Origin of the sequence: Variibacter gotjawalensis (genome assembly GCF_002355335.1) — a bacterium.
Lineage (GTDB): Bacteria > Pseudomonadota > Alphaproteobacteria > Rhizobiales > Xanthobacteraceae > Variibacter > Variibacter gotjawalensis.
Map to the genome: position 1 here is coordinate 697,501 of NZ_AP014946.1, position 17,902 is coordinate 715,402.

The 17,902-nt window shown below is 63.0% G+C and carries 18 protein-coding genes (1 of these 18 cut by a window edge); 12 read left to right on the forward strand and 6 right to left on the reverse strand.

Annotation, left to right across the window (positions count from 1 at the left end; genetic code table 11):
- The 3 genes in view from GJW30_RS03405 to GJW30_RS03415 are tightly spaced (at most 9 nt apart) and all read left to right on the forward strand, a layout consistent with a single transcriptional unit that may run on beyond the window.
- Nucleotides 1-967, forward strand: partial view of a M23 family metallopeptidase gene (locus GJW30_RS03405; RefSeq protein WP_096351643.1) — the end only. It extends 1,034 nt beyond the left edge of the window; the window shows 967 of its 2,001 coding nt (coding positions 1,035-2,001); its start codon lies beyond the left edge, outside the window; it ends in the stop codon at nucleotides 965-967.
- 3 nt (nucleotides 968-970) lie between these two features.
- Nucleotides 971-1,678: a hypothetical protein gene (locus tag GJW30_RS03410; RefSeq protein ID WP_096351645.1), complete on the forward strand. Its 708-nt coding sequence runs from the start codon at nucleotides 971-973 to the stop codon at nucleotides 1,676-1,678.
- A gap of 9 nt (nucleotides 1,679-1,687) precedes the next feature.
- Nucleotides 1,688-2,038 (forward strand): cupin domain-containing protein, encoded by a 351-nt coding sequence (locus GJW30_RS03415; protein WP_096351648.1) that lies wholly within the window; start codon nucleotides 1,688-1,690, stop codon nucleotides 2,036-2,038.
- On the opposite strand, the gene GJW30_RS03420 is transcribed toward GJW30_RS03415, so the two are convergent.
- The 3 genes from GJW30_RS03420 to GJW30_RS03430 form a co-directional block, all read right to left on the reverse strand.
- A complete protein-coding gene (locus GJW30_RS03420) occupies nucleotides 2,035-2,760 on the reverse strand; it encodes a GntR family transcriptional regulator (protein WP_096351650.1) in 726 nt (241 codons plus the stop codon). The genes GJW30_RS03415 and GJW30_RS03420 overlap by 4 nt on opposite strands.
- Nucleotides 2,757-3,452 carry a GntR family transcriptional regulator gene (locus GJW30_RS03425; RefSeq protein ID WP_096351652.1) on the reverse strand — a complete coding sequence of 232 codons (696 nt, stop codon included), beginning with the start codon at nucleotides 3,450-3,452 and terminating at the stop codon, nucleotides 2,757-2,759. The genes GJW30_RS03420 and GJW30_RS03425 overlap by 4 nt, the downstream gene beginning before the upstream one ends.
- A gap of 177 nt (nucleotides 3,453-3,629) precedes the next feature.
- Nucleotides 3,630-3,992 carry an MmcQ/YjbR family DNA-binding protein gene (locus GJW30_RS03430; protein ID WP_096351655.1) on the reverse strand — a complete coding sequence of 121 codons (363 nt, stop codon included), beginning with the start codon at nucleotides 3,990-3,992 and terminating at the stop codon, nucleotides 3,630-3,632.
- 105 nt (nucleotides 3,993-4,097) lie between these two features.
- Here GJW30_RS03430 and GJW30_RS03435 point away from each other — a divergent pair, with 105 nt between their 5' ends.
- Nucleotides 4,098-4,523: a DUF1203 domain-containing protein gene (locus GJW30_RS03435; RefSeq protein ID WP_096358634.1), complete on the forward strand. Its 426-nt coding sequence runs from the start codon at nucleotides 4,098-4,100 to the stop codon at nucleotides 4,521-4,523.
- Between the two features lie 121 nt (nucleotides 4,524-4,644).
- On the opposite strand, the gene clpB is transcribed toward GJW30_RS03435, so the two are convergent.
- Nucleotides 4,645-7,281 (reverse strand): ATP-dependent chaperone ClpB, encoded by a 2,637-nt coding sequence (gene clpB / locus GJW30_RS03440; RefSeq protein ID WP_096351659.1) that lies wholly within the window; start codon nucleotides 7,279-7,281, stop codon nucleotides 4,645-4,647.
- Nucleotides 7,282-7,568: 287 nt separating this feature from the next.
- Here clpB and GJW30_RS03445 point away from each other — a divergent pair, with 287 nt between their 5' ends.
- From GJW30_RS03445 to GJW30_RS03475, 7 genes are all read left to right on the forward strand, one after another.
- Nucleotides 7,569-8,333 carry an MOSC domain-containing protein gene (locus GJW30_RS03445; RefSeq protein WP_096351662.1) on the forward strand — a complete coding sequence of 255 codons (765 nt, stop codon included), beginning with the start codon at nucleotides 7,569-7,571 and terminating at the stop codon, nucleotides 8,331-8,333.
- A 9-nt stretch (nucleotides 8,334-8,342) separates the two neighbouring features.
- A complete protein-coding gene (gene hrpB / locus GJW30_RS03450; protein WP_096351665.1) occupies nucleotides 8,343-10,811 on the forward strand; it encodes an ATP-dependent helicase HrpB in 2,469 nt (822 codons plus the stop codon).
- A 24-nt stretch (nucleotides 10,812-10,835) separates the two neighbouring features.
- The gene (locus GJW30_RS03455; protein WP_130364738.1) at nucleotides 10,836-11,429 is read left to right on the forward strand and encodes a retropepsin-like aspartic protease family protein; all 594 of its coding nucleotides are present in this window, start codon (nucleotides 10,836-10,838) and stop codon (nucleotides 11,427-11,429) included.
- Nucleotides 11,430-11,504: 75 nt separating this feature from the next.
- Nucleotides 11,505-13,004 (forward strand): phosphomannomutase/phosphoglucomutase, encoded by a 1,500-nt coding sequence (locus tag GJW30_RS03460; protein WP_096351670.1) that lies wholly within the window; start codon nucleotides 11,505-11,507, stop codon nucleotides 13,002-13,004.
- A 179-nt stretch (nucleotides 13,005-13,183) separates the two neighbouring features.
- Nucleotides 13,184-13,585 (forward strand): thioesterase family protein, encoded by a 402-nt coding sequence (locus tag GJW30_RS03465; RefSeq protein WP_096351673.1) that lies wholly within the window; start codon nucleotides 13,184-13,186, stop codon nucleotides 13,583-13,585.
- A 63-nt stretch (nucleotides 13,586-13,648) separates the two neighbouring features.
- A complete protein-coding gene (gene speB, locus GJW30_RS03470; RefSeq protein WP_096351675.1) occupies nucleotides 13,649-14,716 on the forward strand; it encodes an agmatinase in 1,068 nt (355 codons plus the stop codon).
- Nucleotides 14,717-14,779: 63 nt separating this feature from the next.
- Entirely contained in the window at nucleotides 14,780-15,484 is a 705-nt protein-coding gene (locus GJW30_RS03475) for a glutathione binding-like protein (protein WP_096351678.1), read from the forward strand.
- On the opposite strand, the gene GJW30_RS03480 is transcribed toward GJW30_RS03475, so the two are convergent.
- Both GJW30_RS03480 and GJW30_RS03485 read right to left on the reverse strand, forming a co-directional pair.
- Entirely contained in the window at nucleotides 15,481-16,335 is an 855-nt protein-coding gene (locus tag GJW30_RS03480) for a prephenate dehydratase (protein WP_096351679.1), read from the reverse strand. The genes GJW30_RS03475 and GJW30_RS03480 overlap by 4 nt on opposite strands.
- 35 nt (nucleotides 16,336-16,370) lie before the next feature.
- Nucleotides 16,371-17,108, reverse strand: a complete 738-nt coding sequence (locus GJW30_RS03485; RefSeq protein ID WP_096351681.1) for a 3-deoxy-manno-octulosonate cytidylyltransferase — start codon at nucleotides 17,106-17,108, stop codon at nucleotides 16,371-16,373.
- Between the two features lie 163 nt (nucleotides 17,109-17,271).
- On the opposite strand from GJW30_RS03485, the gene GJW30_RS03490 reads away from it, so the two are divergent.
- Nucleotides 17,272-17,826: a c-type cytochrome gene (locus GJW30_RS03490; protein WP_096351683.1), complete on the forward strand. Its 555-nt coding sequence runs from the start codon at nucleotides 17,272-17,274 to the stop codon at nucleotides 17,824-17,826.
- Nucleotides 17,827-17,902: the final 76 nt, after the last annotated feature.

Genomic DNA, 17,902 nt, shown 5'->3' on the forward strand with positions numbered 1-17,902 from the left:
AGTTGTCGTCGCGCTCTCGGATATCGGCAAATACGTCTCCGTCGACGTCCAGTCGGCGGACACGCAGGTCGCCGACAACAAAGGCCCGAGCAAGGATGACGACGAAGAGGAAGAAGATAACGGCGGCGGCGTTCGCCTGCAGCAGAGCATTTACGAAACCGCTCTGCGCCAGGGCGTTCCACGCCCACTCATTGATGCGTTCGTTCGCGTCTATTCGACCGACATCAACTTCCAGCGCAAGGTGCAGCCGGGCGATTCGCTCGAACTCGTCTATCCGGGTGAAGACGACAGCGGCGCGACCAACGACAAGACCGAGTTGCTCTACGCATCGCTCACCATCGGCGGCGAAACGCGCCGTTACTACCGCTTCCTCGCGCCCGATGACAACGTCGTCGACTACTTCGACGAAGGCGGCAAAAGCTCCAAGAAATTCCTCGTCCGCAAACCGATCGACGGCGGCGCGATGCGCTCCCCGTATGGTTGGCGGCGTCACCCGATCCTCGGCTACTCGAAAATGCACACCGGCGTTGACTGGGCCGCGCCGCGCGGCACGCAAATCTACGCATCCGGTAACGGCGTGATCGAAAAGGCCGGCTGGGAAGGCGGCTACGGCAAATACATCCGCGTCAAACACGCGAACGGCTACGAGACCGCTTACGGCCACATGTCCGGCTTCGCACGCGGCATCTCGGTCGGAACCCGCGTCCGCCAAGGCCAGCTGATCGGCTATGTCGGCTCGACCGGTCTCTCCACCGGCCCGCATGTCCACTACGAGGTGCTCGTCAACGGCCGCTTCGTCGATCCGGTCCGCATAAAGCTGCCGCGTGGCCGCGCCCTCGAAGGCAACGCAATGGCATCGTTCGAGCGCGAGCGCGCCAAGATCGACGCGATCATCAATCGTTCGCCGACCGAAGCGACCGAGGCACAGCAGACGCGCCGCCGCGAAGCATCGAGCCGCCGGCGCTAAATCGTGCCGTGGCTTCGCTACGCCGCGATCGCATTTCCGGCTCTCTTGCTTCTCACGCTGTGGCGCTCGCCGCTCGCTGAACAGCTCCGTCCCACCATTCGATTCGGGGTGCCGCTAGGCGAGTTCGTTCGCGCTTGGCTGCCTGAAGGCATCGTGCTCGCCGTCGTTGCATTCTTCTCGCACCGCGTTTTCGCGCTCCGAGCCGAACCACCGACACCACCATCCGTTTCGGCCGCCCTCACCTACATCGCGATCTGGCTGTGCGCTTGGGCGCTCGGCGTACTGCTCCCCGGTTGGCTGATGTTCGGCCCGCTCGGCGAAACGTGGCGCCTGGCGAAAGACGTCGCAATCGCCGGCGGCCTCGGCGGCACCTTCGTCGCCGGGGGAATTCTCGTCAGCCACGGTCTGGCCTACGGAGCCGCCGCCTTCGCCGCGATGTGGCTCGGCGCCGGCCTCCTCGCCTGGCGCATGCCGAGGATGATCGCGCTCGCGCGCTACGGCTCGCAATCTGACCGACCGAGCATCGATCCGGCACGCATCATTGGCGTGACGGCTTTGATCGGCGCGAGCTATTGGCTATGGCAATTCCTGCTGAGTTACAGCGCGCCGGGTCTCGCCAACTATTTTGCCGATGCGGCCGGCACGCTGCTGCTTCTCGGCCTCTACGCCGTCATGCTTGAACCACGTCCCCGTCCCGCAACTGCAACTTGAGAGGCCACGATGGTTTTCGTGATCGACCGTGCAACTTGGACCGAGAATACAACCCACTGGCAGGGTGAAATCGAAGGCGCGGCTTACGGCATGCCCTATTCGATCATCTTCTTCGGCAAAGACGCCATCGGCTCAGGTCCTCGCCTCCACACGCATCCGTATCTCGAAACATTCATCGTCCGCACCGGACGCGCGCTATTCACGCTCGGCGACAAGGAGATCGAGGCGACAGCCGGTCAAGTGCTCGTCGCTCCGGCAGGCACTCCGCACAAGTTCAAGAATCTCGGCCCCGGCCTGCTGGAGACCATCGACATCCACGCGAGCGACCGCTTCGAAACAACGTGGCTAGAGCAATCTTAAGCCAGCGATCCGCCTTCGAGCGCGGTGCCGACGCGCATCCGGCTTTGCAGAAGATGATTCGCCATCGCGGCTTTCGCGGCTTCGCTATCGCCGCGTTCGATCGCATCGACGACAGCTTCATGCTCCGCGATCGTCACGCGCACGACGCGCTCCGGCATCTCACGCGCCAGCCGCGCGAACTGGAGATGCACGTTCATCTCCTCGAACGACCGAATCATCACGCGGTTGCGCGATGCGTGGAGCACCGCGCGGTGAAACATGACGTCGGTCTTGAAGATCGCGTAGTTCTCAGCCGGGATGCCGCTCGGCCGGCTGACGCGCGGAGCATCCGTCAGCAACTCGCGCAAACTATCCATCGACGCGTGCATGCGCGCGATCTCGTCGGCCGGGCGATGTATTGCAGCTTCGCCCGCAGCCCACGGCTCCATCAGCGAACGGAAACGCCAAGCTTCCTCGAACCACGCATTGTCGGGCACCGGTGCAATCGAGTAGCCGACATATGAATTGGCAACCGCAAGTTTGACGGCGGCGAGCTTCGCCAATGCCTCGCGCACCGGAGACGAACTGACGCCAAGCTCGCGTGCAAGCGCATCGATGTTCAGCTTAGCGCCAGGGCCGTAATGCTGCTCGATGATGCGCCCGAGCAAAACATCGTAAATCTGATCCGCAAGACCGCGGCGAGAGATGGCCTGATGTCCCCGCGCCTCGTCCGTCAGCGTCATGGCGTTTGTCCGAGCGCTTGCCGAAACAACGCCGCCGGATCGAACGCCGTGGCGAATGCGTGCGTTTCCTCGATGTGGGCACGCAACGCTTGCTCGGCATTGGCCGCCTCGCCGCGCTCGACCGCAACAACAATCGCACCGTGCTCGTTCATCACGCGGCAGTTCCGCGCCGCACCGCTATAAAATAAACGCGCGTAGTGCAGATGCGGCTGCAGGTCGCGATACGCGCGGATGGTGACGCGGTTGCCCGTCCCTTCAACGATGGCGGCGTGAAATTCTTTGTCGGCATCGTGCATCATCCGGAACGCGCCGAACGTGAGCGATTCGCCGGTCACGTCCGCGCGCACCGCCGCACGCATGCGCCGCAACGTCTCGGTCGGCCGCTGTCGGGCGATCAGCCCCACGGCCGATGTCTCGATCAGCAATCGATAACTGAGAAGCTCTTCCATCCACGCGGCATCGGGCGGCGAAGTGACGGTGAAATACTCCCCGCAAGGTGAGAGCGTCACGAGGCCGTCCCGCGCCAGCCGCGCGGCAGCGGCTCGCAGCGGGGGAAGCGAAACCGCGAATTCTTCTGCCAAAGCGCCAAGCCCGAGCCGTTCGCCGGCCTTGTAATGCTGGTCGACGATTTGGCCGGTCAGAGCCTCATGCAAGCGCCCGGCTTGCAGTCGGCTCGAAATATCGAGGCGCATGGCCCATCCCGATCAGAGCCCCACCGTCCCGCTCACGGCGCGCTCGCTATCGTGGATCATGCATGATCGAGGATCGGCGCGCAATCTGAAGTAGAGACGAGCGACGGCGTAGCGCGCGCCCGACAGCGACTAAATCTATGAAAAAACTATAATTTCGCCAGTTAACGGTCTCGGAGACTAATCCGCCAGCAGCCCAAGCTCGCGCTGAACCCGCTTCGTGAGTTTCGCTGCGATCAGCCGGTGGGCTTCGCGCAGATAGTCCTTCAGGGCCGCATCGTCGACGCTCTCGTCGCCGTGACGCTGGATCCACTTCAGTCCGCGCGAGGCGAGATAGGGGGCGGGCTTGCAGCCTTCCTGCTCGGACAAAATCTCGAACGCCAGATCCGAAACCTTGAAGCTGACCCGGAACGGCTCGTCGTCCTCGCGCGCCAAAGCGAAGACTTTGCCGCCGACTTTCCAGACATGTGCGTCGCTCCACTGCACGCTGTGCGTCGCGCGCGGAAGCTTTTTGCAAAAGGCGTTGTACTGCTTGAGGTTCACGCTCCGAGAATAATCCGCGCCGCCGTCTCGGCACAACCGCAAGCAGGAAACGGGTGGGTTTGACGCCGATCGCACGCGCATAGTTCGCGCAGATCGGAGATGACCATGACCGTGCATTTCAAAGCTCTTCCCACCGAGACCGTGCGATCCCTTCAAAATGGCAGCGCCGACGCCTACGGCCTTACGCCTGAGCGGCGAGTCTCGGAAGGCGGCACCATTCCGTGCCGTCATTGCTTAAAGCACGTCGCAACCGGCGAGCCGTATCTGGTGCTCGCCTTCCGTCCATTCCCTGGACTTCAACCGTACGCAGAGACTGGGCCGATCTTTCTTCACGCAGAGCCGTGCGAAGCAAGCAAACCAACTGGCGACGTTCCCGAAATTCTTTCGAGCCCGGATTACATCGTGCGCGGATATGGATCGGACGATCGCATCGTCTACGGCACCGGCGAAGTCACGCCGACGGACAAGATCTCGACACGAGCCGAAGAACTGCTGAAGCGCGACGACGTCGCGTACGTGCACGTCCGTTAGGCGCGCAACAACTGCTACCAGTGCCGGATCGACGCCGCGTAACGCGTTGCTCTGACCAAAAGAAAGGCCCTCCGGGCGGGCAGTGCCGCCGAGTAGGGCCTTTCGCTCTATTCACATGCGATCAGTGCAGTTTGCGCTTCTGCGGCGGATCGAACTGCGTGATCTCGGCGGTCTGCAACGCCTTCCCGTTGAAGGTGAGCACGTTGCCTTCTTCCGAAATCTTGACCTTTTCGCCGTCACGCACGGTGCCGGCGAGGATCATTTCGGCGAGCGGGTCTTGCACTGATTTCTGGATCACGCGCTTGAGCGGGCGCGCGCCATAGGCCGGATCCCAACCTTTCTCGGCAAGCCAAGCGACAGCCTTCTTGTCGAGCGTGAGAACGATCTTGCGATCTTCCAAAAGCTTCGCGAGACGTGCGAGCTGGATATCGACGATCGCGCCCATCTCTTCCCGCTTGAGACGATGGAAGAGAATGATCTCGTCCACGCGGTTCAAGAATTCCGGACGGAACGCTGAACGCACCACGCTCATGACTTCGTTGCGGACCTTGTCGGTGTCCTCACCATCCGGCTGGTTGACGAGGAATTCCGCGCCGAGGTTCGACGTCATGATGATCAGCGTGTTGCGGAAATCGACGGTGCGACCCTGACCGTCGGTCAGACGGCCGTCGTCAAGCACCTGCAACAGAACGTTGAACACGTCCGGATGCGCTTTCTCGATCTCGTCGAACAGCACGACCTGATAGGGCCGCCGCCGCACCGCTTCCGTCAGCGCACCACCCTCGTCGTAGCCGACATAGCCCGGAGGTGCACCGATCAGTCGCGCCACGGAGTGCTTCTCCATGAACTCCGACATATCCATGCGCACCATCGCGGTCTCGTCGTCGAACAGATACGACGCGAGCGCCTTGGTCAGCTCGGTTTTGCCGACGCCGGTCGGGCCTAAGAACATGAACGAGCCGATCGGCCGGTTCGGATCCTGCAAGCCCGCACGGGCACGACGCACCGCGGTCGAAACTGCTTTCACCGCATCGGCCTGGCCGACGACGCGCGTGGCCAGCTCCTGCTCCATGCGCAGCAGCTTCTCCCGCTCTCCTTCCAGCATCGTGTCGACCGGAACGCCGGTCCAGCGCGAGACGACTTGCGCGACATGGTTCTGCGTCACGGCCTCGTCGACCAGATCGCCCTTATCGCCCTTCTCCTCGATCGCTTTGACCTGCTTCTCGAGCTCCGGGATCTTGCCGTAGGCGAGCTCACCGGCACGCTGATATTCGCCGCGGCGTTGCGCTTCCGCGAGTTCGTTGCGCGCTGCATCGAGTTCGCTCTTCAGCTTCTGCGCGTTCGAAAGCTTGTCCTTCTCGGCACGCCAGCGCTGCGTCAGCGTCGCCGACTGCTCTTCGAGACCCGCGAGTTCCTTCTCGAGCCGCTTAAGGCGATCCTTGGAGCCCGCATCGGTCTCCTTCTTGAGCGCCTCTTGCTCGATCTTCAGACGCACGACTTCGCGATCGATCGAGTCGAGCTCTTCCGGCTTCGAGTCGACCTGCATCTTCAGACGCGCCGCTGCTTCATCGACGAGATCGATGGCCTTATCGGGCAGGAACCGGTCCGTGATGTAACGGTTCGACAACGTCGCGGCCGCGACGATCGCAGCGTCCGTGATACGCACGCCGTGGTGGAGTTCGTACTTCTCCTTCAGGCCACGCAGGATCGAAACCGTGTCTTCGACGGTCGGCTCGGAGACGAACACTGGCTGGAAGCGCCGCGCGAGCGCAGCGTCCTTCTCGACGTGCTTTCGATACTCGTCGAGCGTGGTCGCGCCGATACAGTGCAGCTCGCCGCGCGCAAGCGCCGGCTTCAGCAGGTTCGACGCATCCATCGCGCCGTCCGCCTTACCGGCGCCGACCAGCGTATGCATTTCGTCGATGAACAGCACGATGCCGCCTTCGGCCGCAGTCACTTCCTGCAGCACGGCTTTCAGCCGCTCCTCGAACTCGCCGCGATACTTCGCGCCCGCGATCAGCGCGCCCATGTCGAGCGACAGCAGCTTCTTGTCACGCAGCGAATCCGGCACGTCGCCGTTGATCATGCGCAGCGCCAAGCCTTCGACGATGGCGGTCTTGCCGACGCCGGGCTCGCCGATCAGCACGGGATTGTTCTTGGTCCGGCGCGACAGCACCTGGATCGTGCGGCGGATTTCCTCGTCTCGGCCGATGACCGGGTCGAGTTTGCCGTCGCGCGCGGCTTGCGTGATGTCGCGGGCGTATTTCTTCAAGGCGTCGTAAGCCTGCTCGGCCGAGGCCGAGTCGGCCGTCCGGCCTTTGCGGAGAGTTTCGATCGCCGTGTTGAGGTTCTGCGGTGAGACGCCGGCGCGGGCCAGGATCTTGCCGGCCTCGCCTTCCTTTTCCATCGTCAGCGCGAGCAGAAGCCGCTCGACCGTGACGAAGCTGTCGCCCGCCTTCTGCGCGATCTTCTCGGCGTTGTCGAAGACGCGCGCGAGCGCCGGCGCCAGGTAGACCTGGCCGGCACCCGATCCCGAAACACTCGGCATTTTGTCGAGAGCGGCCTCGGTCGCCGCCAATGCTTCGCGCGAGCGTCCGCCCGCGCGGTCGATGAGGCCGGCCGCCAGCCCCTCGGGATCGTCCAGCAGCACCTTGAGCAGGTGCTCGGTGCCGAATTGCTGATGCCCTTCACGCAGCGCAAGAGATTGTGCGGACTGCACAAATCCACGCGAACGTTCGGTGAATTTCTCAAAGTTCATGGCGTTACTCCCTCAGCCTGTCCGCTCGCCCCGAAGGCGCGAAAATCGAACATCGTCAATGGGTTGGATTTCGTCGCGGCGAGCCGCGCCGATGGATTTTGCTCCCGACAGGGAGCCGTGGGCCCTCTAGGAGGCGCCCACGAACGCAATATGGGAACCGCCAAACGGACTCGAAAGAGGTGCAGCCTCAGCCGCTTGAGGAATATTGCAACGCAACGAACGGACACGATTCTTGTCTTCTCAGCCGCCGGAGAGGGCGATATTCCGAGCGCAACCTGGAGCTTCGGATGACCGCGACCATCGCATCCCTGTACCGCTACCCCGTCAAGGGCCTCTCGCCCGAGCCGCTGGAGCGGGCCGAGCTGACGGCAGGTCACTATTTTCCGGGCGACCGGCTGTTCGCGGTCGAGAATGGGCCGTCCGGCTTCGATGCCGCCGCCCCCGAGCATCAGCCGAAGATCAAGTATCTGATGCTGATGCGGAACGAGCGCCTGGCCGGCCTTCGCACGCGCTATCACGACGCGACCCGGGAACTCTCGATCGACAGTGAGGGCCGAGAAGCTGCGCGCGGCGACCTTTCGACGAAGGACGGCCGCCTGACCATCGAGGCCTTCTTCCGGAAATTCATGCCGGACGAACTGCGCGGCCCGCCGAAGGTCCTCACCGCGCCCGACACCTACCGCTTCACCGACTCGCGCCGTGGCTTTGTCTCGATCCTCAACCGCGCCTCGATCGCCGAGGTCGAAGGCGCGGTCGGCGCACCGGTCGACGAACTCCGCTTCCGCGCCAACATCTATCTCGAGGGCTGGCCGGCCTGGAGCGAGTTCATGCTGATCGGCTCGGACCTGACTGTGGGGGGCGTGAAACTCCGCGTCACCAAGCGCATCGAGCGCTGCGCCGCCACCAACGTCGACCCCGTCACGGCCGCCCGCGACATGAATATTCCGCGCACGCTGATGCAGGCCTTCGGCCACACCGACTGCGGCATTTACTGCGAAGTGATCGAGGGCGGCGAGATGAAACTGGGCGACAAGATCGCGATCGTGCCGTAACCCCACGGCATGGAGTTCTCGACGTCCCTCCCCATCGACGCAGCACTGCCCGCGCTGCAGGACGCGCTGCGCGACAAAACGGCCGCCGTCCTCGTCGCTCCGCCGGGTGCCGGCAAGACGACGCGCGTGCCGCTCGCGTTGCTCGATGCGCCATGGGTCGGGAGCGGCAAAATCATCGTCCTCGAACCGCGCCGGATCGCGGCCCGCGCCGCCGCCGAACGAATGGCAAAAACGCTCGGCGAGAAAGTCGGCGACACGGTCGGCCTGCGCGTCCGTTTCTCATCGCAAGTGTCGAAACGCACGCGCATCGAGATCGTCACCGAGGGTGTTTTCACCCGCATGATCCTCGACGATCCGTCGCTCGACGGGGTCGCGGCCGTGCTCTTCGACGAATTTCACGAGCGCTCGCTCGACGCCGATATGGCGCTCGCGCTGACCCTCGACGCACAAAGCGGCCTGCGCGAAGATCTGCGCATCCTCGTGATGTCGGCGACGCTGGACGGTGCGCGCGTCGCGAAACTCCTCGGCGATGGCGCACCGGTCGTCGAAAGCGAGGGCCGCGCATTTCCGGTCGAGACGCGCCATCTCGGCCGCGATCAGCGCGCGCCGATCGAGCGCCAGATGACCGACGCAATTCTGCGCGCACTCGACAACGAGCCGGGCTCGGTTCTCGCATTTCTGCCCGGCGCCGGCGAAATCCGCCGCACCGAAACTTTTCTGCGCGAACGGCTGAGTGACCCATCCATAAGCGTCGTTCCGCTCTACGGCGCGCTCGACCGCGATGTTCAAGACGCTGCGATCCAGCCGCTACCAAAGGGCACGCGGAAAGTCGTGCTCGCAACGTCCATCGCCGAAACCTCAATCACCATCGACGGCGTGCGCATTGTGATCGATTGCGGCCTCGCGCGCGTCCCGCGTTACGAGCCCGATGTCGGCGTCACACGCCTCGAAACCGTGCGCGTGTCGCGTGCCGCGGCCGATCAGCGTCGCGGACGCGCCGGCCGCACCGAGCCAGGCATTTGCTATCGCCTGTGGGATGAACCGCAGACCGCATCGCTGGCGGCCTTCGCCGAGCCCGAAATCCGCAGCGCCGACCTCACATCCTTCGTGCTCGACCTCGCACAATGGGGTGTCACCGAGCCAACGCAACTGAGATTCCTCGATCCGCCACCAGCGCCGGCTCTGAAGGAAGCTCAGAACCTACTGCGCACACTCGGCGCGCTCGATGCCGGCAATCGCATCACGGACGAAGGGCGCGCACTGCAGAAACTGCCGCTCCCGCCGCGCCTCGCGCGTATGATCGTCGATGCGGCGCGCGAAGGCGCCGGCACACGAGCCGCCGACATCGCAGCGATTGTCTCGGAACGCGGTCTCGGCGGCGACAGCGTCGACCTCGTCGCGCGTCTCGACGGCCTGCGCCGCGATCGATCGAAACGCGGCGATGATGCGCGGCGCATGGCGAAGCGCTGGGCCGAAATGGCCGGCGCCTCGCGCGACACTGATCAAGAGACATCAGCCGGCGAAATACTTTCGCTCGCTTATCCGGAACGCATCGCGAAAAATCGCGGCAACACCGGTGCGTTCCTGCTCGCCAACGGGCGCGGAGCGCAACTCGATCCGACCTCTCCGCTCGCGCGCGAAAGCTATCTCACCGTGGCGGAACTGACCGGCAGCGCGGCGCAAAGCCGCATCGTTTTGGCGGCACCGATCACGCTCGCCGAGATCGAAACGCGATTCGGCGATCGCATCGAGAAGCGCAACGAGATCACCTTCGATCCGAATACGAAATCGCTGCGCGGACGTGTTCAACGTCGGCTCGGCGCAATCGCGCTCAGCGACGCGACGCAAAAAGTCACGCCGAATGATGAAACCGTACGCGTCCTGACCGACGGCATCGTCGCGCTCGGACTTTCGCAGCTCCCGTGGAGCGAAGCGCTGACGCAGTGGCGTGACCGCGTGATGTTTCTGCGCACCGCCGAGGGCGACGAATGGCCCGATCTCTCCGACGCCGCACTCGCCGCGTCGGCGCACGAATGGCTCGCGCCTGTGCTCGCCGACAAGACGGCGCTCAGCCAACTCGGTGCCGACGACTTGTCCGAAGCACTACACCAGCGTCTTGATTGGTCGCTGCGCCGAAAACTCGATACCGACGCACCGACGCATTTCGAAGCGCCGACCGAATCGCGCTTCCGGATCGACTACGCGAACCCAGCGGGCCCAAGCGTTGCGGTCCGCGTGCCAGAACTTTACGGCCTCACCCAACATCCGTCCGTCGCGGGTGGCCGCGTCCCGATCGTTCTCGAACTACTGTCGCCGGCGCATCGCCCCGTGCAGGTGACGCGCGATCTGCCCGGATTTTGGCGCGGCTCCTATGCGGCTGTCCGCACCGAGATGCGCGGCCGCTACCCGCGCCACCCCTGGCCCGAGGACCCAACGAGCGCACCGCCAACACGCCGCGCGAAACCGCGCGGTACTTAAACTTGTCGCCATTTGCGTAGTCGTTTGGCAGCGAAACCAACGCGATGCGCTCTAATCCGAGGATCGATTTTACGACTTATTGGCAACCCGCGTGATTTAACGCGCGCTATGCGCAACATGATTGCTTTGATTGTCGTCGCTGTGGTCGCCGCTTTCGGCGCGACCCTCTTTGCGCAACGCATGTCGACAGCGACACGCGCTCCGGCGCCGGTGCAGACGGCACAGCCGGCAGAAGCATCCGGTCCGACCCGGCTCATTTTGCTCGCTGGTCGCGGGGGACACTTCGACGTAGGTGCGACGGTCGGCGACGCGGTGCTCAATTTTGTCGTCGACACCGGGGCGAGTTTCGTCGCGCTGAACTATCAAGATGCGCAGAAAGCCGGCGTTAAAGTCCGCGCCGAGGACTTCAAACATTCAGTCAGCACAGCCAATGGCGTGACCAAGGCTGCCGAGGTCATCCTGCCGTCAGTCAAGATCAAGGGCATCAAGGTCACGAACGTGCGCGCCATGGTGCTGCCCTCCGGCGCCATGAACGGCATGAACCTGCTGGGCAACTCTTTCCTAGCTCGCTTGAAGAGCTACGAAGTGCGATCCGGCCAACTTACGATGGAACAATAGCGAACAATCAGGGCTTTCCGCCCACGCCCGCGTCCGCTATTCCTGCCTTCAGAACGATACAGCCCAGAGGACTTTATGTACCCAAAGCCGCAGCCCTCGCTGAAACCGAACACCTATGCGTATGAAGCCCAGCCGATGGTGAAAGCGACCGGCTTCCGCGAATACGACGCGCGCTGGCTGTTCGAGAAGGAAATCAACCTGATGGGCATGCAGGCCCTCGGGATGGGCCTCGGCACGCTGATCCAGGAAATGGGGCAAAAGCCCGAGATCGTGACGGGTCACGATTTCCGCGGCTATTCGGCCGCGATCAAGAACTCACTCGTCACCGGCCTGATGGCAGCCGGCATGAAGGTGCACGACATCGGCCTCGCCGTGTCGCCGATGTCGTATTTCGCTCAGTTCGAACTCGACGTGCCGTGCGTCGCGATGGTGACGGCTTCCCACAATGATAACGGCTGGACCGGCGTGAAAATGGGCGCCAACCGCCCGCTCACCTTTGGCCCGGAAGAAATCGGCCGCCTGAAGGACATCGTCCTCAACGCCGAATTCAAGCTCAAGCCGAGTGGCGGCTTCGTCTATCACGACAACTTCCCGGATCGTTACATCAAGGATCTCACCAATCGCCCGAAGCTCAAGCGCAAGATCAAGGTCGTTGCGGCTTGCGGTAACGGCACCGCCGGCGCGTTCGCGCCGCAGGTTCTCGAAGCACTCGGCTGCGAAGTGATCCCGATGGACACCGAGCTCGATCACACCTTCCCGAAATACAATCCGAACCCCGAAGACCTCGAAATGCTGCACGCGATGCGCGACGAGGTGTTGCGGCATAAGGCCGACGTCGCGCTCGGCTTCGACGGAGACGGCGATCGCTGCGGCGTTGTCGACGACACCGGCGACGAGATTTTTGCCGACAAGGTGGGCGTCATGCTGGCGCGCGACATGTCGAAGCTGCATCCCGGCGCGACCTTCGTCGTCGACGTGAAATCCACCGGCCTCTTCAACACCGATCCGGAGCTGAAGAAGAACGGCGTCAAGGCCGACTACTGGAAAACCGGCCACTCCTACATGAAGCGCCGCACGCACGAGATCGGCGCGCTCGCCGGCTTCGAGAAGTCCGGCCACTTCTTCTTCAACGCACCGTTCGGCCGCGGCTACGACGACGGTCTCGTTTCGGCCATTGCAGTCCTCGACATGATGGATCGCAACCCGGACAAGAAGCTGTCGGAACTCAAGAACGCTCTGCCGAAAACGTGGTCGTCGCCGACGATGTCGCCGCACTGCGCCGACGAGACCAAATACGGAATCGTCGATCAGGTCGTCGCCCACTTCAAGAACGCGCAGGCGAAGGGCGAGAAAGTCGCCGGCCAGGCGATTCGCGATCTGGTCACCGTCAACGGCGTCCGCGTCACGGTGGAAGACGGCACATGGGGCCTGCTCCGTGCTTCGTCGAACAAGCCGGAACTCGTCGTCGTCGTCGAAAGCCCGGCCGCCGAGCAGCGTATGCACGACATGTTCAAGGCGATCGACAGCGTGCTGCGCACGCATCCGGAAGTCGGCGAATACAACCAGAAGATCTGACGGCGAGCCGGCATTGGTGCGCTCGGGTCTTTCCCTCTCCCGTTTACGGGAGAGGGTGGCGCGAAGCGCCGGGTGAGGGAATTCACACTCAGAACGTGCCGCCTGCCCTCACCCCAACCCTCTCCCGCAAGCGGGAGAGGGAGCGCTAGAGGCGCATACGCTCTTATTGGAGATTTTATTTGGACCTCTCGCGTCTCCACGCCGGACTGCAGGGCAGCGCCGAACTCAAGGTCGCGCCAGAGCACACCGCACCGTCGGTCGGCTCCGGCAAGATCGCGGTCCTGGCAACGCCCGTCATGATCAACGTCATCGAAGCGGCGGCGCTGGACGCCTGCGAATCGTTGCTGCCCGAGGGCCATCAAAGCCTCGGCACGCGGCTCGACGTGACGCATATCGCGGCAACGCCGGTCGGCATGACGGTGACCGCCACCGCACGCATCATCGGCGTCGACGGCCGCAAGCTTTTCTTCCGCGTCGAAGCGCGGGACGACAAGGAACTCATCGGCGAGGGCACGCACGAGCGCGTAATCGTGAACGTCGAGCGTTTCGATAAACGCGTGGCAGAGAAGACGAAACGGTAATCGCCGCGCCTTCCGCTACAGCCGTTCGTGACTTATGTTGAGGTTCCCTCCTCGGAGAACCTCATGCCCTCCGATCTCGAACGCCTCCGCAAGAAATACGCAAACGCAAAACCGGGCGAGACCTTCGATCCGGACTTCCGCAAAGTCGCCGAGAAGATCTTCGATCCGAAAGGCACGCGGCGAGCGCCCTATATGGGCGTACCGACGCTACTCGCCGCGCCGCATCGGCAGATCGACCCGCGCGCTCCCGATTTCTCAGACCTTGATGTTGCGCTGCTTGGCGTGCCGATGGACCTCGGCGTATCGAACCGCCCCGGCTCGCGATTTGGTCCGCGCGCGCTGCGCACGATCGAACGCATAGGGCCTTACAATCATGTCCTCGCATGTGCGCCGCTCTCGGAACTCCGCGTCGCCGACGTCGGTGACGTGCCCTTTCGCGGACGCTACAGCCTCGTCGAGTCGCACGAAGACATCGAAGCGCATGTCCGCCGGATCGTTGACGCCGGCGTAGCCCCGTTGAGCGTCGGTGGCGATCACTCGATTTCATATCCGATCCTGCGCGCGATCGGCGCGAAACAGCCGGTCGGCATGATTCACATCGACGCGCATTGCGACACTGGCGGTCCGTACGACGGCACCAAATTCCATCACGGCGGTCCGTTCCGCCTCGCCGTCCTCGACGGCGTGCTCGATCCAAAACGCACCGTGCAAATCGGAATTCGCGGCGCGGCGGAGTATCTTTGGGAGTTCTCCTACGACAGCGGCATGACGGTGATCCACGCCGAGGAGATCGAGAAGCTCGGCATCGACGCTATCATTCGGAAGGCCCGAAAAATCGTCGGCAATGGACCGACTTATATTTCGTTCGACATCGATAGCCTCGACCCCGCCTTCGCGCCCGGCACCGGCACGCCGGAGATCGGCGGATTGACGACGCGCGAAGCGCTCGCGTTGCTGCATGGGCTGAAGGGTCTCAACATCGTCGGCGGCGATGTCGTCGAGGTTGCCCCGCAATATGATGCAACGAACAACACAGCGCATGCCGGCGCGCAGATGCTGTTCGAAATTCTGAGCCTGATGAGCTTTAGCCCCAGCATCGGAAAGAAGAAGCGTTCGCGCGCGAACTCGTGAGGGCTTGCGCTCGCGATCATCCGGCATACCTCAGCCGCAACCGACACGGCCGAGGAATACGCAATGTCCGATCTTTCCGCTTTCCGCATCACGAAGAAGTGGCCCGCAAAACATCCGGACCGCATTCAGCTTTACTCGCTGCCGACGCCGAACGGCGTGAAAGCGTCGATCATGCTGGAAGAAGTCGGCCTCCCTTACGAGCCGCATCGCGTTGATTTCGAGACCAACGATCAGATGTCGGCGGAATTCATCTCGCTCAACCCGAACAACAAAATTCCTGCGATCATCGATCCGAATGGACCCGATGGAAAACCGCTACCGCTATGGGAATCCGGCGCGATCCTCGTCTATCTCGCCGACAAAACGAAGAAGCTGATCCCGCAGGATGCCGCCGGCCGCTATCACGCGCTGCAGTGGGTGATGTTCCAGATGGGCGGCATCGGGCCGATGTTCGGTCAGCTCGGCTTCTTCAACAAATTCGCGGGCAAGGACTACGAAGACAAGCGCCCGCGCGATCGCTACGTCAACGAATCGAAGCGCCTGCTCGGCGTCCTCGACAAACATCTCGACGGCAAGGCATGGGTGCTCGGCAACGACTATTCGATCGCCGACATCGCCATCTTCCCGTGGATCCGCAATCTCTACGGCTTCTACGAAGCCGGCGATCTCGTCGGCCGCAGCGACTTCAAGAATGTCGATCGCGTGCTCGCGGAATTCGTCAAACGCCCTGCCGTCGAGAAGGGCCTGACGATTCCCGCGAAGGCCTAGTCCTTCGCTTCGCGGAACGTCGCGCGGAATTCGTGCGCCGGATAGACGCCGAGGATACGCAGTTCCTTCGAGAAGAACTGCAACTCCTCGAGCGCGAACTGCAGGCCGCGATCGTCCGGATGCCCTTCGACGTCGGCATAAAACTGCGTGGCGAAGAAATTGCCTTCGACCATGTAGCTTTCCAGCTTCGTCATGTTGATGCCGTTGGTCGCAAAACCGCCCATCGCTTTGTACAGCGCGGCCGGCACGTTACGCACACGGAAGACAAACGTCGTGATCACGAGACCGTTGCCGGACTTTGCCTGCTTTGGCTCCTTCGAGAGAATGACGAAGCGCGTCGTGTTCGACGCTTCGTCCTCGACGTCCTCGGCGAGGATATCGAGATCGTAGATCTTCGCGGCGAGACGTGGCGCCAGCGCGGCGCGCGTCTTATCGCCCGACTGCGAGATGATCCGCGCCGCACCCGCCGTATCGCCCGCGACGGTCGCGCGCAAACCCAGCTTGCGGATCATGTTGCGGCACTGGCCGAGCGCATGGATGTGGCTCTCGGCGGTCTTGATCGTCGCCAGGCTCGCGCCACGCGGCGCCATCAGCTGAAAATGAATCGGCAGAAAATGTTCGCCGATGATGTGCAGATTCGCGTGCGGCAACATGTGGTGGATATCGGCAACGCGGCCCGCGATCGAATTCTCGATCGGGATCATGCCGAGTTCCGCCTCGCCGGAGGAAACGGCGGTCAGCGCGTCCTCGAAGGTCGCGCACGGCAGCGCTTCATACTGAGGAAAGCGCTCTTCGCACGCGATGTGCGAGTTGGCGCCGAGTTCACCCTGGAATGCGATTTTTGGTTTCATGACGGGTGCTGCGTTACGGACAGGCAGCAGCCAAGTCAACGCCCGAGCACTTTGCGCGCAGCTTCCAGGTCTTCCGGCGTGTTCACGTCGAGCGGATCGGACTGCACCACCGCAATATCGATCCGCATCCCGGCTTCCAGCGCGCGGAGCTGTTCCAGGCGCTCCCGCTGCTCGAGCGGTGACGGCGGCAGAGCAACGAATTTCGCCAATGCCGCCCGGCGATACACATAAAGGCCCATATGGAAGTACAGCGGCCCGTCGCCCGACGGTGCCGTTGCCCGCGTAAAGTACAACGATCGCAATCTGTTAGGGCCGATCGGCGTGCCGATCGCCTTGACCACGTTGGGGTCCGTCTTTTCGGCCTCTTTCGTGATCACGGCCGCGATCGTGCCGATATCGACCGCAGGATCGTCCATGAGGTCCAGGGCCGCGCGGATCTCGTGCGGTGCCTGGGTCGGCCGGTCGCCCTGAATATTGACGATCAGCTCGGCTTTTCGCTCCGGATCGACGATATCGGCGGCCTCCGCGATGCGATCCGACCCGCTCGCATGATCCGACCGCGTCAGCACGGCGCGGCCTCCGGCCTTCTCGACCGCCGTCGCGATCGCGCCCGAGTCGGTCGCCACCACAACCTCCCCGATATTCGCCTCTTCTGCACGTCGCAGAACGTGCACAATCATGGGCTCGCCGCCGATGTCCGCGAGCGGTTTTCCCGGCAAACGCGAAGCCGCCATACGGGCCGGAATAAGAACGAGTGCACGCGTGGCGGACATCACGGAACGGCTTTCTAAAGAGGGGTCGCAAATCCCGGAAACAAAGACGCTTTCTGCGTCGCTTATACGGGTTGCCAGAAGTGCCGCAAACCGGCTATCAGCATGGCTGGCCGCGGTGCAATATGCCCGCCTGACGTTTTGATTTTTAGAGAGCCTTTCTGCGATGGACTCCTACGAGCTGAACAAGGTTTTTGGCGCTATCCTTTTCACGTGCCTCTGCGTCCTCTCTCTGAACATCGCAGCCGGCGCGATTTACACGCCGAAGAAGGTCGAAAAGCCGGGTTACGAGATCGTGGTTCCGGAAGCGCCGGCCGCGGGCGGTCCTGCGGCACCGGCCGAGCCCGAAGTTCCGATCGCGCAGCTGCTCGCCAAGGCCGATGTTGCCAAGGGCGAAAACGCCGCGAAAGTCTGTCAGACCTGCCACACCTTCAACAAAGGCGAGCCGAACAAAGTCGGCCCGAATCTCTATGGCGTCGTCGGCGAGAAGAAGGGCGAAGGTCGCGGCTTCAATTTCTCGGCAGCGATGAAGGGTAAGGGCGGCGAATGGACTTTCGAGGATCTCGACAAGTTCCTGCAGAACCCGCGCGGTTTCGTTCCGGGCACCAACATGAGCTACGCCGGCATGGCCCGTGGCGGCCAGCGCGCCGACCTCATCGCCTTCCTGAATTCGAAGTCGGATCACCCGCAGGCGATCCCGCAGGCCGCCGAAAAGAAATAATCCCGCGTTCCGCGTAAAAGTCGCGACAAGTTGAAGCGCTCGGGGCCGCAAGGCCCCGAAAGCTGGCGACACATCG

Excerpts from the sequence above, each read along its gene's own strand:
- clpB (WP_096351659.1), bottom strand. The coding sequence starts at position 7,281 with ATGAACTTTGAGAAATTCACCGAACGTTCGCGTGGATTTGTGCAGTCC.
- GJW30_RS03460 (WP_096351670.1), top strand. The coding sequence starts at position 11,505 with ATGTACCCAAAGCCGCAGCCCTCGCTGAAACCGAACACCTATGCGTAT.
- GJW30_RS03445 (WP_096351662.1), top strand. The coding sequence starts at position 7,569 with ATGACCGCGACCATCGCATCCCTGTACCGCTACCCCGTCAAGGGCCTC.
- speB (WP_096351675.1), top strand. The coding sequence starts at position 13,649 with ATGCCCTCCGATCTCGAACGCCTCCGCAAGAAATACGCAAACGCAAAA.
- GJW30_RS03490 (WP_096351683.1), top strand. The coding sequence starts at position 17,272 with ATGGACTCCTACGAGCTGAACAAGGTTTTTGGCGCTATCCTTTTCACG.
- GJW30_RS03435 (WP_096358634.1), top strand. The coding sequence starts at position 4,098 with ATGACCGTGCATTTCAAAGCTCTTCCCACCGAGACCGTGCGATCCCTT.
- GJW30_RS03415 (WP_096351648.1), top strand. The coding sequence starts at position 1,688 with ATGGTTTTCGTGATCGACCGTGCAACTTGGACCGAGAATACAACCCAC.
- GJW30_RS03420 (WP_096351650.1), bottom strand. The coding sequence starts at position 2,760 with ATGACGCTGACGGACGAGGCGCGGGGACATCAGGCCATCTCTCGCCGC.
- GJW30_RS03475 (WP_096351678.1), top strand. The coding sequence starts at position 14,780 with ATGTCCGATCTTTCCGCTTTCCGCATCACGAAGAAGTGGCCCGCAAAA.
- GJW30_RS03425 (WP_096351652.1), bottom strand. The coding sequence starts at position 3,452 with ATGCGCCTCGATATTTCGAGCCGACTGCAAGCCGGGCGCTTGCATGAG.
- GJW30_RS03480 (WP_096351679.1), bottom strand. The coding sequence starts at position 16,335 with ATGAAACCAAAAATCGCATTCCAGGGTGAACTCGGCGCCAACTCGCAC.
- GJW30_RS03485 (WP_096351681.1), bottom strand. The coding sequence starts at position 17,108 with ATGTCCGCCACGCGTGCACTCGTTCTTATTCCGGCCCGTATGGCGGCT.
- hrpB (WP_096351665.1), top strand. The coding sequence starts at position 8,343 with ATGGAGTTCTCGACGTCCCTCCCCATCGACGCAGCACTGCCCGCGCTG.